Origin of the sequence: Savagea serpentis (assembly GCF_015351395.1) — a bacterium.
GTDB classification, from domain to species: Bacteria; Bacillota; Bacilli; order Bacillales_A; family Planococcaceae; genus Savagea; species Savagea serpentis.
In genome coordinates this window covers 76514-95151 of record NZ_JADKPV010000002.1, presented here as the reverse complement: position 1 = coordinate 95151, position 18638 = coordinate 76514, and the positions used below count along the sequence as shown (strand labels likewise).

The following is an 18638-nucleotide window of genomic DNA, read 5'->3' as shown; positions in this document are numbered from 1 at the left end:
CTATTTTATAACACGCCAATAGATTTCATAATCTCCTGTAATGTTGCGTCTTCTTCATCTGTCAAACCGTATCGTGGTTTGCGTGCCGGACCACCTGCTAGTCCTTGTAAATCCATTGCCCGTTTGACAATTTGTACGTACTTTCCATCTGCCTCTAAAAAATTACAAAGAGGTAATAATTGATCATATAGTGCCCATGCTTTTTCTAAATCCCCATTTGCTTGCGCATCAAACATATTTTTCGCTAACTTCGGTGCGATGTTCCCCGCTACTGAAATCCAACCAACAGACCCTACTAAAAATGATTCTAGTACCATGTCATCTGCTCCACAAAATGTTTGAATAAAACCTTTTCCTTTTCGAGAAATATCTCGTACATTACGAATTTCACCGCTTGATTCTTTTATATGTGTGATATTCTCTACATCGCGCCCTGTTCTTAAAATAGTTTCTACGCTAATATCTACCCCCGAAGTGCCTGGATTATTGTAAATCATTACCGGGAAATTAACAGCTTCTGCTGTCGCTTTGAAATGTTGATAAATCTCTTCTTCATTTGGATGCGCATAATAAGAGTTAATAAGTAAAGAAGCATCCGCGCCTGCATCCTCAGCTTGTTTCGTAAATTCAATAGCATCTTTCGTTGTCTCAGCTGCTGTTCCTACAATTAATGGTAAGCGTCCAGCTACAGTTTCAACTGCGATTTCAACGGCTTTAAAACGTTCTTCTTTTGTTAAGCTTACAAATTCTCCAGTACTCCCGTTAATTGCAATTCCATCGACTCCTTGATTAATAAAATGTTCAATGTTTTTCTTGAACCCTTCCCAGTTGATTGACTCATCCTCAAACATTGGTGTTACTAATACAGGAAAAACTCCTCGTAATTTTTTTGACATTTATAATTCCTCCTCTTGAATAGGTGTTAATTTTTTTAATTGTTTTTTTGATTGAAAGGTAAAACGGTTTGTATAAGCATAAAAAAGCGCTATAGCGATTGCTAAAAAATGAAACCATAAGAAAGGTAAATAAGACATCGTCGATACTCCAAGCGCGGTAGCCATAAATACTCCGCCATCTGACCATGGAACCATTGGTGTCGTCAAAGTTCCTCCTACCTCTGTATTCCGCGAAAGAAGACGACGATCTAAATTCATCTTGTCATAATTCGCTTCTGTAATTTTACTAGCAGTAATCAACGAAACATATGCTGCTCCCCCAAATAAGTTACCGAAGAAGCCAGACACCATTGTCGAAGCAGATACACGTCCGACCGTGTTTGCCCATTTTGCCAAAGCGTCACCCAAAGCTTCTAAAATTCCAATTCGTTCCATCAAACCACCGACACCTAAGGCAAAAATGATTAACACGATAACATCTAGCATAAAGACGATACCACCTCGGTTTAATAAATTGTCAATGAAATCCACACCTGAATCAATGGAATTTCCAGCATACAAAATATTAATTGAATCTAAAAATGTATGTCCTTGAAAAAAGAAAGACCAAAGTGACCCGAGTAAAGCTCCAAATAAAATGACTGGAATCGACGGCTTTTTCATAGCAAGTAAACAGATTACTAAAATTGCTGGAATTAACATATACCAACCAATCGTGAAATGTTCTTCTAATGAAGCCATTGTATTGTAAGCAACAGATAGATCTCCATCTTCTGGCGTATATAGAAAACCTGCTCCTGTGAATAGTAATGCCGCAATTATCCAAGCTGGAATTGTGACGGGCAACATCCCCTTAATATGTTCGATTAGTTCTACTTGTGATAAAGACGCTGTCATAACTGTTGTATCCGACAGAGGAGAAACTTTATCACCAACATAAGCTCCAGAAATAACAGCTCCAGCAACGAGCGGTAGCGGAAAGCCGAAGCTCGCACCAATTCCCATCATTGCAATGCCTGCAGTCCCTACTGAACCAAAAGATGTACCAGTCGCAATACTCGTAATCGTTGTAATAACAAACGCTGCAAGTAAGAATACGACCGGATTAATAACCGACAATCCATAATAAATAATAGAGGGAACAATTCCTCCTGCAATCCACGTTCCAATTAGAGCCCCCACTGAAATTAAAACGAGCACTGCTTCGAGCCCATCATTGACTCCCTTTAATAAACCCGTTTGCATTTGTTGATAGCTGTAGCCAATCTTTAAACCGACTAACATAATTAAAAACCAAGCTACCAATAACGCGAGTTGAATGGGAAGCTCAAAAAGCACGATGAATGAAAACATCACAATGATAAAGCTGACTAAGACAAATAAGATTTCTCCAATCGTTGGTAAACGGTACTGCTCTGTCATACATGTTCCTCCTTAATGTTTGCACGCGTCCTCCCATTCCTTAAATGATAAAGCCATTCTTCAACGGATCTTCATCGTCAAATAAGAACTCATGGGTTCCTGTAACGAATCCTTTTAAAGGGATGCGCACATAATCTCCCTCGAAATAAGCCGTCATGCTCGAATTGAAAACGGTTTCATTTTTCACCGTACAACATAATTTTTTAGCTAGTAATGCTGTAACATCTACATTAGGGGAACGGGTAATCGTTCCATCTCGTTCAATATTCACAGTACGATATTTACAATCCCCTATTTTTTCATATAAAACGGTCCCATCAAATGCGACAAATCTTTGTTGCTTATATTGTTCATATGCCCATTTGGTAATTTTGGACAAATGCGCAAGTTTTAAATTCGGAATATTTTCTGGTAATTCCATAAATTGATATGTTCGACCTCCAATTTCTTCGGCGGCAAATTGTTCGTGTAGTAATTTAATAGTTACAAAGGTTAGTGTCTCCGCTTCAAATGTAAGATGAAGGGTGAATATTCCAACCGCCGTTTCAACATTAACAGTTTCTTTCGCTTCAATTAATCCAAAATTATATAAATAAGTAATACTTGCTACTAAAACCTCATATTTAAAAGCGGGCACTCCTTCATGTGGTAAAGTGATCAATTGATAATCAGCTATTTTACTCGATTCGATAAAAGCGGCATAGATATTCCGATGCCCACGTGGTTCATTCAATAAAAGCAATTTCGCTTGTGAAGTCGTAGTATTTATGAGTGCCTGTTTTTCTTTCACATCTTGCGTTTGAAAACGAAAAGGATGGTCCGTCAAAAAACGAAATATTTCTCCCTCCACATGTGTATCTACTGTTCGATACACTTTCGAAACAATCATTATTATCCCTCCCTATTCATCCATTGGCGGTATCATTAAAAAGCCATGGCATAATGGATCATCTTCATTGTAATAAAAGGTATGCATTCCCATAACCCAAGCTGTACCAGATACTTCTGTAAGTACTGCAGGCACTCCTGTTTCTTCTGTTTCTTCTAACACTCTTGCATGAAACAACGTACCGACAATACTTTCATGCACAAATGTTTCATTTTTCTTAATGTCACAATTGCGATAGAGCGTAGCTAGTTTTGCACTCGTGCCTGTGCCACAAGGGGAACGATCAATTCCACCTGGGGGGACAATGACTGTATTTTTGACATCTGCACGTGCATCGACCGGATCTGTATAAAATTCAATATGTGTTAATCCTTTAATAAACGGATACGTCGGGTGAACTACCTCAAAATGCTCGTTGATATGATTACGAATTAAAATTGCTTGGTTAATAATTTCTGTTGCATTACTTTCAACCAGCGGTATATTTAATCGACGTGCATCGACTATACCGTAAAAATTACCGCCATAAGCAATTTCAACAGTTACTTCCCCTACACCTTCAACAGTGACATCTACCGTATCTAGTAAAAAGGCAGGCACGTTTGCGAAGGTTACTTGTTTCGCCCGTCCGCCTTCGACATCTATTTTTACACGAACGAGACCAGCAGGGGTATCTAGCGTCAAATGCATGACAGGTTCTGTCACCGGAACAAGGCCCGCTTCTACTAAAGCGGTACAAACACCGATAGTATCGTGACCACACATGGGTAAATATCCCCCTGTTTCAATGTAAATGACGCCAATATCTGCCTCAGGATGGGTAGGACTTGTCAATAATACTCCTGACATAACACTATGACCCCTTGGCTCATTCATTAAAAATTGTCTGATCCAATCATAATGCTTTTTCACATATAACATTTTTTCACTCATCGTCTCTCCTTCCAGATGTGGAAGTCCACTAATGAGCGTGCGTGTAGGATTACCTCCTGTATGCGTATCGATAGTTTTGAACACACGACTCGCTTTCACTTAATTCACTCCCTCCCTAAAACGTTCAATGCTGACAGGTTCGATTGGGATCGTCGTTTCAATCCCCTCTAATAATTCAGCTACTACTTTTCCTGTAATTGCTGCTAAACTAATTCCATCTCCCTCATGCCCTGCTGCGATATAAAAACCAGGAATTTCCTTTACTTCTGAAATGATTGGCAAATGATCTGCTGTCCACGGTCTTAACCCAGCATATGTGCGAATAACCGTCATATCTTTCATCTTTGGATAAAATCGAAGTGCACGATTAGCGATAGTTTGAGTCACTATTGGATTGACTTTCGTATCAAAACCAACAAACTCTCGGCTACTGCCAATCAAAAAATTTTGACTCTCTGTCGGTTCAAAGACTAAGGCGACTCCATATTTTTCAGTTATTGCATCCACGCGTCGTTCTCCTCCAAATTTTGAAATCAAATAACCGAATTCCATCACTTTTCGTAACCCGACTAACTCTTGACGACTCGCCACAATAATTTGCCCTTTCCTTGGTTCAATCGGAATGTCTACGCCTAGCATTTTTCCAATTTTCGGAGCCCAAATGCCAGCCGCATTCACAACACGGTCTGCAGTCATCTCACCTTTTGTTGTTTCTAAATAGAAGGTACCTTCTATATTTTTTAAGTTCGTCACTTCACAATGTTTAATAATGGTAGCTCCCAGTTTCTCCGCTTGATGAAACATTGAAAAAGTAAGCATATAGGGATTAACCGTTGAGTCTGTTTCGCATTCTAATCCGCCGTACAAATCGTCTGCGAAATAGCGTGATTCATTTTTCAAATCTGCACGATCTAACATATTAAACTTTAAACCTGCCGCTTTCTGTTGCCCGACCCACTTTTGTGCAGCAATCATTTCTTCATCGCTTTCACATACAAGAATGCTCCCTGGATTACGATATTCAAAAGAAACACTTAATTCTCTGCTTAACTCTTCTACTAAACGCTGACTTTGCAAAGACATTTGACTATCAAATCCAGGATCTTTATCGATTGCTAAAATATTTCCATCACATCGTGAACTCGTACCACTCGCTAATTCATTTTTTTCTAGAACAGTAATGTCTATCCCTGCTTTTGCGCTGTAATAGGCAATAGCCGCTCCTATAATACCTCCTCCGATAACAATTACATCTGCATGTCGCTTCTTCAATAGATAACCTCCTTTCCTGACGGACTCACCTGAATTAAATAATGCAATTTTTATGCCAATTTTCAAATGATGCTTCTAGGACAATAATTGATATCTCTACACTTTTTCATGTACAATATTTTATACACTTAATGGATTAATCTAATTTTTTAGACACATTCATTAAAAGAAAGGATGAGTTTGTTGTTATTAAATTACTCTGAAGCTTTATTAACTAATTTTTTAATTTATAAAAAGTCACCAACACATTTATTACCTAACTATCAATCTTTTATTGAAGATAACCAAAAATGGAAGCGGTTACAAAAAAGAGGTGAAAAGATTATCGTTACTGAAATCCCTTGTCTCTTTTGTCCATTAACTGATCAAAATATTGGACAAGCTTTTGAGCAAACAAATTATGTACTCATTTGTAAAGACGAACAAGTCATTGGCTACTTAGAAAAAGAACATTATTTAAAAGTATTTTATCAACAAGCACGTAAGGCACTCGCGTTTTATCAAACACTGCTCGATACGACGCAAGAATCTTGGACAATGATTGATGAACATGCCCATGTCGTTGGGTGGACAAAAGGGGCAGAGAAGATTTTCTCGATTTCTAAAGATGATATTTTAGGGAAACCTATTTCTCAATTTTTCAATCAAAATGAACTTGAAATCTTAAATGCGTTGCAACAAGGCGAATCGGTCACTGAGAAATTACATCGAGCACGTAGAGACAGAACCGTTCTAATTAGCTCTAGTCCTGTACGTTTAGATGAGAAAATTATTGGCGGGGTTGTCACAGAAACTGATATTTCGAATGAGGTCCGATTAAATGAAGAACTTTTTTCAACACATGAAAAACTCTTTCACCTCGAAAATAAAATTGAATCTAGAAATCATAGAGATAGGGCCTTCCTTCCATTAAGAGGGAATAGCCAACTTCTAAAAGATACGATTGAAATGACCAAAAAAGCTTCTCAAACAGCCGCTAACATCTTAATTTACGGAGAGAGTGGAGTTGGAAAAGAGTTATTTGCAAAAGCCATTCACTATTTAAGAGAAGAAGAAGGTGCCCCTTTTATTCCAATTAACTGCGGAGCCATCGCTCATAATTTATTTGAAAGTGAAATTTTTGGATATGAACGAGGAGCTTTTTCTGGCGCTGATAGTCGTGGGAAAGCAGGGAAAGCAGAACTTGCACAAGACGGGACATTGTTTTTAGATGAAGTCGGAGAACTACCACTCGACTTACAAGTAAAGCTTTTACGTGTCTTACAAGAAAAGAAGTTTTTTCGCGTAGGAGGAACAAAAGAAATAAAAGTTAATTTCAGGCTGGTCGCTGCCACCAACAAAGATTTAAAGCAACTAGTTGAAGATGGAACATTTCGCGAAGATTTATACTACAGACTCAATGTGTTTCAAATTGAAGTCCCCCCGCTCCGCGATAGACCTGATGACATTTTGGAATTAGCACATTATTTTGTGTACGAATATTCTTCTAAATATAACAAGCATATTCAGTCAATCCCTCATGAAATTATCCAATGTTTGATTTCGCATGATTGGAAAGGGAATGTACGTGAATTAAAAAATAGCATTGAACGTTTAGTTGTACTATCGGAAGAAGGAACGCTTTCTTTCAATGACCTTCCACCTGAAGTAAAGCGTTCAAACATCAGCAAACCTTCTGTAAATGGACAATCATTAGCTGATCAACTCGAAGTTTATGAAAAAGAAATTATTTTAAATACATTAGAAAAAGTCAATCATCAAAAATCCGAATGTGCTAAACGACTAGGTATATCTCGAGCAACTTTATATAATCGCATGAATAGATTAGGTATTCATTAATTTCGGCACAAATCTTGCATACCCTTATCTAGTGAAAGATTAATCAGAGTAGAAAGGGGTACAAAAATGAATAATCAGTCATCAATCATTTGTCGATGCGAAGAAGTATCGTCTAAAAAATTACACCAAGTCGCAAACGAACAACGTTGTTCCGCACGCGAATTAAAATTACGCACACGGGCAGGTATGGGTTATTGCGGGGGGCGTACTTGTAGAATAGCTATTAATAAAATTGCGACTCATTACCAAGCAACTCAAACTACCAACCTCCCTCTTAAATATCAAGCACCCATTCGACCAGTTTCATTCGAGCAAGTGGGTACTGGAGGTGAACTAAAATGAGAATCCATCACCACCCTGTTCTCCGCCCCCTTCAACGGAAGGAAATCAACTTTACTTTTAACGGTCAAACTTATAAAGGATTAGAAGGAGAGCCTATCGCTGCAGCTTTACTTGCAAATAATATACGAACTTTACGAGTTCATGAAGAATCTGGAACACCGCGAGGAATTTACTGCAATATCGGGCACTGTTATGAATGTCGTGTCACTGTAAACGGTATACAAGGTAAACGAGCTTGCTTAACGCCTCTCACCCATCATATGGATATTAACAGCGGGGAAATCCTTTCAACAGCTGTGAGAGATTGGAGGAAACAACATGACCACTCATTATGATGTACTCATTATCGGTGCTGGTCCTGCTGGTCTCAGTGCGGCCATTGAAATGAAAAGTTTGGCTCCTCATTTAAACATCGGGATAATAGATGAATATTTGTTAGCAGGAGGAAGATTACTCGGGCAACTGTATGAAGAATCTAAAGGTCAGTGGTGGAACGGATTTAGAAAAAGCGAAGAACTACGTCAACAAATTCAACAACTCAATATCGATCTTTTTTTAGAAGTGTCCGTATATGACCTTATAATCAAAGATGAAAGCGTAACTTTCTTCACAGAACGTGGGAGAATGACGAGCAAATACGCTTTAATTGCCACAGGTGCCTCAGAAGTTCCAACTCCCATTGAAGGTTGGACTTTACCTGGGGTAATGTCTGTTGGAGCCGCTCAAGTTATGACGAACGTACATCGCGTGAAGCCTGGAAAACAGGGTGTTATTATTGGGGTAAATATGCTATCGTCTGCAATTGCTATGGAACTAGCACTAGCTGAAGTAAATGTAAAAGCAATGGCTTTGCCACTTTACAGCATCGAAAATGAACAACATGCTATTCCTAAAGTGATTTTCAAACAAGTTATGGCCGCTGCCCATATGGCCCCCTCTTTACTTGCAAAACTTGGAAGCAAAATACTATTCACTGATCATTTAAAAGATTTTGCAATCCAATTTTATCCTAAAAAAGGAATTAAAATGTGGGGAATCCCTATTTATATGCGCTCTGCTATAAAACGAATTGAAGGAGAAGGTAAAGTCGAGCGAGTTATTATGGTCGACATTACAACCGATGGTAAAGAAATTCCTTCCACTGAACGTGCAATTCCTGCTGATTTCGTTTGCTTATCAGGTGGGCTAACTCCTCTTGCAGAACTTGTTTCTTTAGCTGGAGTTCCATTCTATGCTATTGAAGCATTAGGTGGACACGTCCCTTTACACAATGAACAGATGGAAACGCCGATACCTCAAATATTTGTAGCAGGAAATGTGACAGGAATTGAGGGAGCCAAAGTAGCGATGGCACAAGGAAGAGTTGCAGCACAATCTATTTTATTACGATTTAATCAGTCATCCAAAAAACAGCTACAACAAAGAATTGCTCAAGTTCACGAAGAACGGCGACACGCAGCAATTCAATTTCATCCCTTATTGGAACAAGGCAGGGAAGAACTATATGAAAAGTGGAAATTAGAGCAAAGCCAATAAAATAATACTCCAGAAAATCAATAACCCTTATTTTTCTGGAGTTTCTCTCTATCAGCTACATTAAAATTCATTAGAAATGTTTCTAGTTTTTTAACATTTAATATAATTAGTAAAATGGATACTTATTACTACCCATTTTTTATTCAATCGGGACATCATTAAAAAGTGATCAATCAATTATATTTATTCTTAATATAAAAATTGCGGTGTATTTATTTTCAATAAAGAAAGGATTTTATTTAATGAAAGGATTGCATGAGAATTGTCGATTAAAAGACCTGAACGCTTGTCTTTAGTACAACAAGTAACAGTAGAAATTGAACGTCTCATTAAAGAAGGTCATTGGACAGTTGGAGAACGCATCCCTTCTGAAACTACACTTGCTGCTAAATTTGGGGTTAGCCGTAATACAATTCGAGAAGCGGTTCGAGCACTTATTCATACAGGCGTTCTAGAAGCAATACAAGGCAGTGGCACTGTCATTAAAACCACTTCAATTTTTCAAGCAATGATGCAAAAAGAAATTGACCGTAATGCTTTTACGGACACAGTCAATGTACGCTTTGCTTTGGAAATGGAAGCCGCACGACTCGCTAGTTTATATCGGACAAATGAGCAACTGGAACAATTACAGCACCAACTCAACATCTGTCATGCAGCAAGTCAATCCAATAATTATACCTCTTTTTTGGAGGCTGATTTTACTTTTCATCAACTAGTTGTTGAATCATCTAACAATGAATTGCTCATTGCACTTTATGAACAATTGGCTCGCCGTATTAAACAATCCATTGTCCATTTTTTCTTGGAAGATCAGCCATTTCCCTACAAAAAGCACACGCATGAAGAACTAGTAAAAGCAATTAGACTACAACAACCCGAACACGCCGTGCAAGATATTATCAACTACCGTTCCATGAATTTTTCATTCTACCAAATGACGAAAGATTGAGTATAGATTAGAATATTACTAAACACGAACAAGGCTTTCGATGCTTTTTCTACAATGATTTGTAGAAGATTATAATAGAAATCATTTCATTTTAATTAACCACATAAAAAAAGTTGCAGAACATACTTGTTCTGCAACTTTTTTATCGTTTATATCGTACTGGGGTAGCTGGATTCGAACCAACGAATGACGGAGTCAAAGTCCGTTGCCTTACCGCTTGGCTATACCCCAAAATGGTGGTGGGGGACGGATTCGAACCGCCGAACCCTGAGGGAGCGGATTTACAGTCCGCCGCGTTTAGCCACTTCGCTACCCCACCTAATCGGTTATTATTATTTTAAACATAAAAATGGTGACCCCTACGGGACTCGAACCCGTGTTACCGCCGTGAAAGGGCGGTGTCTTAACCGCTTGACCAAGGGGCCACATAAACTATTATTTGACATCCATTTAGTATATTAACAAATCATTTACATCATTGCAAGTTTTTATTAAATATACAAGTAAAGCTTCCAGCCGGGATCGAACCGACGACCTCATCCTTACCATGGATGCACTCTACCTACTGAGCTATGGAAGCAAAGTAGACATAAAAATGGCTCCGCAGGCAAGGCTCGAACTTGCGACCGATCGGTTAACAGCCGATTGCTCTACCACTGAGCTACTGCGGATTCATCCTAATTGTCTTCCTCAAGACAAAATTAATTATAGCATAAGTAAAATAGTTGTCAACGTTATTTATAAAAAATCTTTTAAAAGGGATAAAAGACGCTGAATTCCTAATATATACTAGGTTTTCTAACGTCTTTCTGTAACTAGGCCTTTGATTTTTTAGCTTGTTTTTTTTGTTGTTTTTTCGACTTTCGTTCTTCACGTCTTGCCTCTAACTTTGCTTGATCTTCATCTGATTGACGATTATATTTCGGCAAAATTAATAATTGATAACTGTTCACTGCGACGAGTGGAAAGAGTAAAATCGTTGACCATTGTTCAATATTCCCTGTCTTAACCATTAAAGCAGGTAGCCATTCTAATGTCGTGACAGCAATCATGAAAAAGAGCGCTGGAATAAACGTATGTTTTTTCGTCCATTGTGCTTTTAAATAAGCTGTGACAAATGCTGTACCTAGCAAAACGAGCATCCAGAAAATGTATAGACTAACGTAATCCGAATTGCCTTTCATGAAACGGAAATAAATTAAATCAAAAATAACGAATCCGATAATGACAACTTGCACCCAATTCCACAATGTGAGGGAACGGAACATATTCACACCGAACTGATGAATTGTTAAATAAGCGAAGAAGCCCATCTGTGCGACGACACTCATCGTAAAACCTAAAAAGACCATCCATAAAAACGCGCCTAAAAATTGAAAATATTCGCCGTCTGACCATAGACTCGAGAAAAATTCCCAACGTACGACGAGACCGACGACTGCTGTAATCGCTCCACCGATCAACAGCGCATTAAAGAAAAACTTCACCCAATTTCGTATTGTCACAATGTATTCCTCCATTGTTTATCATTAGTATTAGTCTAACAATTGACCTTCTAAAAATCTATTCATTTTCTCACTGTTCACTGATTGTTCTTGTTTAAACATAGTGAAAATCACAAGCAAACTTGCATATTTATGTGCGAAGTTCACTTGTGATTCAATTAAACTTACTTATGCTTCTGTTTTTTCAATAACTTTTTGAGCAACTTCATGATAAATTTCACCGATTGGATGATTTTTTGCATACACAGAAGGTGCGAAGTCTTCTTCATTCCAGTCTGGTTGTCCGAGTGGAATTTGACCGAGCAATTCAGTGCGTAATTCTTCTGCTAAGCGTGGTCCTCCACCGCTACCGAATACATACTCTTTCTGATTCGATACTTCTGATTGGAACCATGCCATATTTTCAATAACGCCTAAAATTTCATGGTCCGTTTGCAATGCCATCGCTCCTGCACGCGCTGCGACGAATGCCGCTGTCGGGTGCGGTGTTGTAACGACGATTTCTTTCGACGCTGGCAACATTTGATGAATATCTAATGCAACGTCCCCTGTGCCTGGTGGTAAGTCTAGAATTAAGTAATCTAAGTCCCCCCATGCAACGTCTCGGAAAAATTGATCGAGTACTTTTCCGAGCATCGGACCACGCCACACGACAGGCGCATTATCTTCAACAAAGAAGCCCATTGAGATCACTTTTACTCCAAAGCGATCGACTGGTTGAATAATGCCGTCTTCCACTTTCGGTAAATCACGAATGCCCATCATATCTGGAATACTAAATCCGTAAATGTCCGCATCGATTAAACCGACTTTCTTACCCGCACGTGCAAGTGCCACAGCTAAGTTGACCGAAACAGTTGATTTTCCTACGCCACCTTTACCAGATGCAATGGAAATAAATTGCACTTTACTAAGCGGAGATAAAATATCTTGCGCTTCTGATGCTGTCGCAGCTCCGCGGAATTTTTCAAGTGTTTCTTTCGGCAATTCTTGAAATCGAATCCCGACAGTAGACGCTCCTGCTTCTTTTAATACTTCCACAACTTTCATTTGGAAAGCCATTTGTTCTGGCGTATTTAACACAGCTAATGCAACTTTTACACTGACATGTTGTTTTTCTTCCTTAATAGACACTTCAACGAGACCTTCTGTTTCCGCTAAAGTTTTATGTAAGAACGGATCTTCTAAAGCTCCGACAACTTCTCGAACTGTTTGTTCAGTTAACACGATGAAACACTCCCTGTTCGTATATATTTATCAGATTTTAGTATATCATATTCAACTCTTTGTAAACGATGAAAGCGACTCATGAAAAGTAGAGTGAATCGTAAAACTCGATTCTCTCTACTTTTCAATTATTCGTCTAATCCTGTTGGGATAATGACCTCTCCACGCCATTCAAGCATGCCCCCTGTCATATGAGCCACTTTAAATCCTCGCGCTGCCATGAAATCACCTAATGTTCGGGTACGATTTGCTGCACGACAAATGAGTACATATTCTGTTTCAGGATCAAATTCGTCCAAACGGGCAGGAACTGTATTCATTGGGATATGAACAGCACCTGGAATCATCCCCATCGCTACTTCAAAATCTTCTCGAATATCGATTAAATGAAATTGCTCTCCTTCGTCCATACGACGTAATAATTCGTCAGTTGAAATTTCTTGTAAAGTGTTCATTGGCAAAGCTCCTATCTGTAAACATGTTTTGTTCTCAGTATAACGATGAAAGAGCCAATTGACGATGAATTTGTTTCAATTGATTACATTAGAAAATGCGCTAACTATTTTAAGCTAGCGTATTTTTTATGGAATGCTTTCGAAAGTCGCATCGTATAAACGAAACATCGTTTTATAATTCGATTCGTCCACTTTGATTCCGACATCAAGTGTCCCCGTTACACGTAAATGTTCACGTGTATAGCGCAATGTCGAAGCATCTTCCACAAAGACAATCATAATTTTGTTCCAAAATTGACCATCTTCACTACAGAATGGACAATCAGCACCTGGAGCTGGTATGAGTAAAAACCATCCTTGCCCTAAACTTAACACTTCACCCATCCAACCAGTAATTTCAACGCGTTCTCCACGCAATGCTTTAAACAGCTCTGAAGGTTTCGTCACATCTTCTCCGTCAAAAAAAGAATCCCATCCGATTGGTAGCGAATCTCTTTCATTTTTTTCAGGCAATGTCACTTGTTCAGGAAGTATCTCTTCTAACACTTCTACTTGTTCAGCCTCGGCTTGTTGTTGAACGGGCTTATTTAATAGTTGGTTGTGCTTTGCTTCCTCTACTTGTTGCTGAATCGGTGTCCCTTCTTCCACACTGCAAGCTACTAATAACAAAAGGGCAATAATTAGTGATCCATAACGCATAATAACTCCTCCTATCCTTGATGAAATAATGTGAGTGGGTCTGTTCGATATGCGCGAATGGCTGGCCATATCGATGCAAATAATCCTATGACAACACAGATGAGAACTATCCACCCTTCGCCTGAAACGAATTGAAATGCGTCTAATTGAACACTAAATTTTTCATACATAATAGGAGAAAATATTCCCGTCACGATATGTCCGAGAATCAAACCGAATATACTTCCGAGTAGTGTAATCCACATTCCTTCTAAAACAATCGTACTGACGATATAATTTTGGGATTTTCCGATTAAACGTAAAAGTGCGATATCTTTTTGTCTTTGTAAACTGACCGCAAGCAACACAAGCATGACAGCCATCAATGCGATAATGAAGGCGACCATTGAAATGAGATAGACGAATGTGCGACTCGTATCTACGAAAGATAAAATAGACGACACAATTTTTCCGCTGTAAATCGCTTGAACGTCATCGAATTCATTTAATTGATCGGCTAATTGTTGAAGTTCCATTAATCCTTTCGGTTGAATCACGATAGAAGTAATAGGACCGCGCTCACGATTCATTCCTTCTCCATCATGTAAAAGCCATGCGTAATTTAACGTTGTAAAAATCGCTTGATCATCTGGTGTCCCTAGCGGCGATAATATTCCGACGACTTCAAATATATCCTCATGTTGTTCATGACTACTATGCACTTCTCCATGACTAGCAAAAAAGGTATCTCCGATTTGAAGTTGCAACGATTTAGCTACATGAGCCCCGACGACCACTTCCCCCACTTGACTGTAAATGGCCCCCTTCACCTTTGCTCCAGGATAACGAGTGCTTAAATAGTTAGAATCGACGCCAATTAAAGGATAGCCTTCATAAGAATCTCCCCGTGTCATCGCAAATGCAGCTTGTTGCCAAGGACTTTTCTCTACATATTCATACACGGCATAATCAATATTCCCAACGGGCTCTCCGATGTGATAAAACGTATGGAGCATAAGTTGCGTGTCGCTCCCCGCTTTCCCAACAACGAGTTCATAAGGCCCGTATCCCTCTTTTGCGGTCTGTTCGATTTTATCATTTAACAGTTGGACAAAGACGATAAATGCAGTCGCAATCGCCACGGTACTCATCGCTAAAATGACAAGCGCTTTACGATGCCACATATTTTTCCATGTTAGTTTTAAAAGTTCCATTTATATCTCCTCTGCTAAACACTGATTTAACTCGTACATCGTCCAACGCTTCGGAAATTTTTCGGCTAGTTGTTCATCGTGCGTTACTGCTAACAAGGTTAATTTTTCTTCTTCACAAATTTGCACAAGTAACTCCATCATCGTATTGGCTGTTTTCACATCTAAACTACCCGTCGGTTCATCTGCGAGAACGATGGCAGGACGATGAATGAGCGCTCGAATGAAAGCGACACGCTGTTGTTGTCCTCGCGATAATTCATGCGGATACGCATGCTCTTTCTGTTGCAAACCGACTCGTTCAAACCATTCTGAAATCGGTGCATCCTTCCCATTCAGTACGAGTTGGACATTTTCACGTGCCGTTAAACTTGGTAAAAGGTGAAAATCTTGAAAAATGTAACCGATATTCTCCATTCGAAAAGCATCACGTGCTGTCATCGACTGATTATATACTGCGATATCATTGACGATTACTTCTCCTTCTGTAGGTTCTACAAGTCCTCCAATCATATGGAGAAGCGTACTTTTCCCACTCCCACTCGGACCCGTTAAAGCGATGCGTTCGCCAGCATTCACATGGATAGAAGAAACGGAAAGAACGACGTCGTTCTTCCCGTAACTTTTTTTCATATTTTTAATTTGTATCATGAAATATCACCTCAAGGTTGTAAAACGATGCGCTCAGATAATGAATCCCACTCAAGCTCTTGTTTTGTCAAAGCTTGAACGACTTCAAATGGTACGTATAATTGCTCTTGACTCGTAATCGTTGGCACACTCTCTCCATTCCATTGCGCTTCATTATTTTGGAATGCGATTTCAACCCCATTATTTTTCGCTATTTTTCCATCGTATGTCCAATCGAAAAACTGAGCGAGTGGTTCCATTGGGAAAAGTGGCACTCCTTCATCGTTTTCCATAAATTTCGGATAAGCATAGCGCTCTTGTAATTGCTTTGTCGCTTCTTCCAAATTTAAACCGAGCGCTTCTGCTCCTGCTTTTGCGAAATCTGTATTATCATTAAATCCTCTCAATAATTCAGCGGCTGGACCGTATCCGTACACACCGACGTCAACTCCTGTATGACCGTGTCCTGTCCATCCGAAAATACCGCGCTTTGCAATGATGGCATTAAACGCTCCTTCACGTCCGTAACTCGAAACAGAGCGATCCCATAATAAACCGTCACGTAAAATTTCCATCTCATCTGTTTCTAAGTCATCGATAGATGTGTATTTTTTAACGATGGCGCGCAGTTGTTCATCCGTTTCAGCTTCTTCTAGCTCAGGACCTATCGTTTCAGATGATGCTGTCACTTTTTCAAACACATCTAAATATGCGTCATAAATGTTTTGGCTACCAATTGTTAATCCGCCCGTCTCATGGTCAGCCGTTGCGATAACTGAAGTATCTCCTTGCTTTTTGGCATATTCGATCGCCGCCTGGAATACTTCGTCGAACTCCAGCATTTCTTGTACGACACTGTGTAAGTCGTTCGCGTGACCTGCGTGGTCAATTCGTCCACCTTCAATCATAATGACAAAACCTTCATCATTTTTTTCTAACACTTTCACCGCTGCTTCAAATTGTTCTTTCAAAGTTGGAACTGCTTCATCGCGGTCCAAGTTATAAGGTATATGTGTATTTGAGAAAAATCCGATTAATTTTTCGCCATCTGCCTTCATTAAATCATCTTTCGTCCGTACAACGTCGTATCCTTCTTTTTCAAAAGTCTCCATTAAATTAACACCGTCTTCGCGATTTGTCTTACCGTACATCGCTTCTTCTTCCGTCGCTACGAAATGACGTTCGCCACCGCCGAGTAAAACATCGATGCCTGATGTTGCGTATTGTGAAGCGATTGCGTTTTCATTATTTCGACTGCGTACATGACTCATATAAACAGCGGGCGTTGCGTGTGTAATACGCGCTGTTGAAATGAGACCTGTCGCCTTGTTCGCATGTTGTGCCGCTTCTAAAATCGATGCGACAGGACGCGCCACTTCTTCGTTCGTTACAGCAATCGCTCCGTTGTACGTTTTATTGCCTGTTGCGAAAGCTGTACCGGAGGCCGCAGAGTCTGTTACAATTCCTGACTCTCCTGTTTCCGTATTTCGATCCGCATTCGTACTGTTCGTACCGACTAAATAATCATCAATAAATAGACGATCTTTATTTAAATATTGCTGCGCATAAATACGAGATAATGTCACTTGCGGAATTCCCATACCGTCTCCGATTAAAACGATTAAATTTTTAGATTTCTCTTTTTGTTCTGTCGCTTCTTCTTGTGCTTCTGATTTCCCTGCATCTTTTAACATAAAAAAGCCGACTATCGCCACGAGTACGATTGCACTAATGACGCCAAGCCATTTTTTCTGCATAATGCACCTCCAAGTAGTTTGTTCAATTGTTATACTACTCAAACATTGTTGATGCTTTATTCGAAAAATGTTAACTCGTTGTAAAATTTAAGCGACAAAAAAGAACCACCCACTATAGGGTGGTTCTTTTCTTTATTCGTATTGATAAAAGCCGCGACCCGATTTACGTCCGAGCCAACCTGCGCTCACGTACTTGCGCAATAATGGGCAGGGACGATACTTGCTATCTCCTAACCCTTCGTGTAACACTTCCATAATAGATAAGCATGTATCGAGTCCAATAAAGTCAGCAAGTGTTAACGGTCCCATCGGATGGTTCATTCCGAGTTTCATAACAGCGTCGACATCTTCTACCGATGCAACGCCTTCATATACCGTGTATACCGCTTCGTTAATCATCGGCATTAAAATACGGTTCGCTACGAAACCAGGGAAGTCATTTACTTCTACCGATGTTTTATTTAATTTTACGCACATGTCTGCAATTTGTTGATACACGTCATCGCTCGTTTGTAACCCGCGAATCACTTCTACTAATTGCATGACGGGTACTGGATTCATAAAGTGCATGCCGATCACTTGGTCAGGACGATTTGTCGCTGCACAAATGTCTGTAATCGGTAATGATGATGTATTCGATGCTAAAATCGCATGTTTCGGTGCAATCTCATCGAGCTGTTTAAAGACCGATGTTTTCACGTCCATATTTTCTACAACTGCTTCGATGACGAGGTCACAATCTTTCGCATCATTTAAAGTAGATGAAGCTGTCAGACGCCCCGTCGTCGCTTGCTTCTCTTCTTCCGTCATTCGTTCTTTTTCAACCGCACGTGCGAGCAATCCTTCAATGCGACTCATCCCTTTACTGAGTGCATCTTCATTCATATCGTTTAACAATACGTCATATCCTGCTTGCGCACATACTTGAGCGATGCCAGAACCCATCTGTCCCGCTCCTACAACCATTACTTTTTGAATAGCCATTCCATTCCCTCCCGTTTTAGAAACCGCTTACAAAAGCGTAAACGTTTATGTAAAAATACTACCTCTTTTAGTTTAAACATTATTTAGGAGGTTTGCAAGAGAGGAAAATA

18 protein-coding genes and 5 tRNA genes are annotated in these 18638 nt (G+C 39.5%); 5 read left to right on the top strand and 18 right to left on the bottom strand.

The window, feature by feature from the left end; genetic code table 11:
- Positions 1-5: 5 nt before the first annotated feature.
- Genes dapA through IRY55_RS06570 form a run of 5 tightly spaced genes read right to left on the bottom strand, consistent with a single transcriptional unit; the run spans position 6 to position 5412 of the window.
- Positions 6-896, bottom strand: coding sequence for a 4-hydroxy-tetrahydrodipicolinate synthase (gene dapA, locus IRY55_RS06590; protein ID WP_194562512.1), 891 nt, complete (start codon positions 894-896; stop codon positions 6-8).
- The gene (gene nhaC, locus IRY55_RS06585; protein WP_194562511.1) at positions 897-2318 is read right to left on the bottom strand and encodes a Na+/H+ antiporter NhaC; all 1422 of its coding nucleotides are present in this window, start codon (positions 2316-2318) and stop codon (positions 897-899) included.
- Positions 2319-2358: 40 nt separating this feature from the next.
- Positions 2359-3207: a proline racemase family protein gene (locus IRY55_RS06580; RefSeq protein WP_194562510.1), complete on the bottom strand. Its 849-nt coding sequence runs from the start codon at positions 3205-3207 to the stop codon at positions 2359-2361.
- 12 nt (positions 3208-3219) lie between these two features.
- The gene (locus tag IRY55_RS06575) at positions 3220-4239 is read right to left on the bottom strand and encodes a proline racemase family protein (protein ID WP_194562509.1); all 1020 of its coding nucleotides are present in this window, start codon (positions 4237-4239) and stop codon (positions 3220-3222) included.
- Positions 4240-5412, bottom strand: coding sequence for an NAD(P)/FAD-dependent oxidoreductase (locus tag IRY55_RS06570; RefSeq protein WP_194562508.1), 1173 nt, complete (start codon positions 5410-5412; stop codon positions 4240-4242).
- 183 nt (positions 5413-5595) lie between these two features.
- Here IRY55_RS06570 and IRY55_RS06565 point away from each other — a divergent pair, with 183 nt between their 5' ends.
- The 5 genes from IRY55_RS06565 (at position 5596) to IRY55_RS06545 (ending at position 10081) form a co-directional block, all read left to right on the top strand.
- Positions 5596-7251, top strand: coding sequence for a sigma-54 interaction domain-containing protein (locus IRY55_RS06565; protein WP_235961074.1), 1656 nt, complete (start codon positions 5596-5598; stop codon positions 7249-7251).
- 66 nt (positions 7252-7317) lie between these two features.
- Positions 7318-7593, top strand: coding sequence for a (2Fe-2S)-binding protein (locus IRY55_RS06560; RefSeq protein ID WP_194562506.1), 276 nt, complete (start codon positions 7318-7320; stop codon positions 7591-7593).
- On the top strand, positions 7590-7928 hold the full coding sequence (locus IRY55_RS06555) for a (2Fe-2S)-binding protein (protein ID WP_194562505.1): 339 nt from the start codon (positions 7590-7592) through the stop codon (positions 7926-7928). The genes IRY55_RS06560 and IRY55_RS06555 overlap by 4 nt, the downstream gene beginning before the upstream one ends.
- On the top strand, positions 7912-9129 hold the full coding sequence (locus IRY55_RS06550) for an NAD(P)/FAD-dependent oxidoreductase (protein ID WP_194562504.1): 1218 nt from the start codon (positions 7912-7914) through the stop codon (positions 9127-9129). Before IRY55_RS06555 ends, IRY55_RS06550 begins: the two co-directional genes overlap by 17 nt.
- A 262-nt stretch (positions 9130-9391) precedes the next feature.
- Positions 9392-10081: a FadR/GntR family transcriptional regulator gene (locus tag IRY55_RS06545; protein ID WP_194562503.1), complete on the top strand. Its 690-nt coding sequence runs from the start codon at positions 9392-9394 to the stop codon at positions 10079-10081.
- Between the two features lie 159 nt (positions 10082-10240).
- Here the strand turns inward: IRY55_RS06545 and IRY55_RS06540 are convergent.
- From IRY55_RS06540 to IRY55_RS06480, 13 genes are all read right to left on the bottom strand, one after another.
- Positions 10241-10312: transfer RNA gene (locus IRY55_RS06540), tRNA-Gln, on the bottom strand.
- A gap of 3 nt (positions 10313-10315) precedes the next feature.
- A tRNA-Tyr gene (locus IRY55_RS06535) sits at positions 10316-10400 on the bottom strand.
- Positions 10401-10431: 31 nt separating this feature from the next.
- A tRNA-Glu gene (locus tag IRY55_RS06530) sits at positions 10432-10506 on the bottom strand.
- Positions 10507-10588: 82 nt separating this feature from the next.
- Positions 10589-10661, bottom strand: a tRNA-Thr gene (locus tag IRY55_RS06525).
- 16 nt (positions 10662-10677) lie between these two features.
- A tRNA-Asn gene (locus IRY55_RS06520) sits at positions 10678-10752 on the bottom strand.
- 144 nt (positions 10753-10896) lie between these two features.
- Positions 10897-11586: a KinB-signaling pathway activation protein gene (locus tag IRY55_RS06515; protein ID WP_194562502.1), complete on the bottom strand. Its 690-nt coding sequence runs from the start codon at positions 11584-11586 to the stop codon at positions 10897-10899.
- A gap of 168 nt (positions 11587-11754) precedes the next feature.
- Positions 11755-12813 carry a P-loop NTPase gene (locus tag IRY55_RS06510; RefSeq protein ID WP_194562501.1) on the bottom strand — a complete coding sequence of 353 codons (1059 nt, stop codon included), beginning with the start codon at positions 12811-12813 and terminating at the stop codon, positions 11755-11757.
- 128 nt (positions 12814-12941) lie between these two features.
- The gene (locus IRY55_RS06505; protein WP_194562500.1) at positions 12942-13268 is read right to left on the bottom strand and encodes a rhodanese-like domain-containing protein; all 327 of its coding nucleotides are present in this window, start codon (positions 13266-13268) and stop codon (positions 12942-12944) included.
- Between the two features lie 126 nt (positions 13269-13394).
- On the bottom strand, positions 13395-13967 hold the full coding sequence (locus tag IRY55_RS06500) for a hypothetical protein (RefSeq protein ID WP_194562499.1): 573 nt from the start codon (positions 13965-13967) through the stop codon (positions 13395-13397).
- An 11-nt stretch (positions 13968-13978) separates the two neighbouring features.
- Entirely contained in the window at positions 13979-15160 is a 1182-nt protein-coding gene (locus tag IRY55_RS06495; RefSeq protein WP_194562498.1) for an ABC transporter permease, read from the bottom strand.
- Entirely contained in the window at positions 15161-15808 is a 648-nt protein-coding gene (locus IRY55_RS06490) for an ABC transporter ATP-binding protein (RefSeq protein WP_194562497.1), read from the bottom strand.
- Between the two features lie 11 nt (positions 15809-15819).
- Positions 15820-17544 carry an alkaline phosphatase gene (locus tag IRY55_RS06485; RefSeq protein WP_194562496.1) on the bottom strand — a complete coding sequence of 575 codons (1725 nt, stop codon included), beginning with the start codon at positions 17542-17544 and terminating at the stop codon, positions 15820-15822.
- Positions 17545-17676: 132 nt separating this feature from the next.
- On the bottom strand, positions 17677-18528 hold the full coding sequence (locus IRY55_RS06480; RefSeq protein WP_194562495.1) for a 3-hydroxybutyryl-CoA dehydrogenase: 852 nt from the start codon (positions 18526-18528) through the stop codon (positions 17677-17679).
- Between the last annotated feature and the right edge of the window lie 110 nt (positions 18529-18638).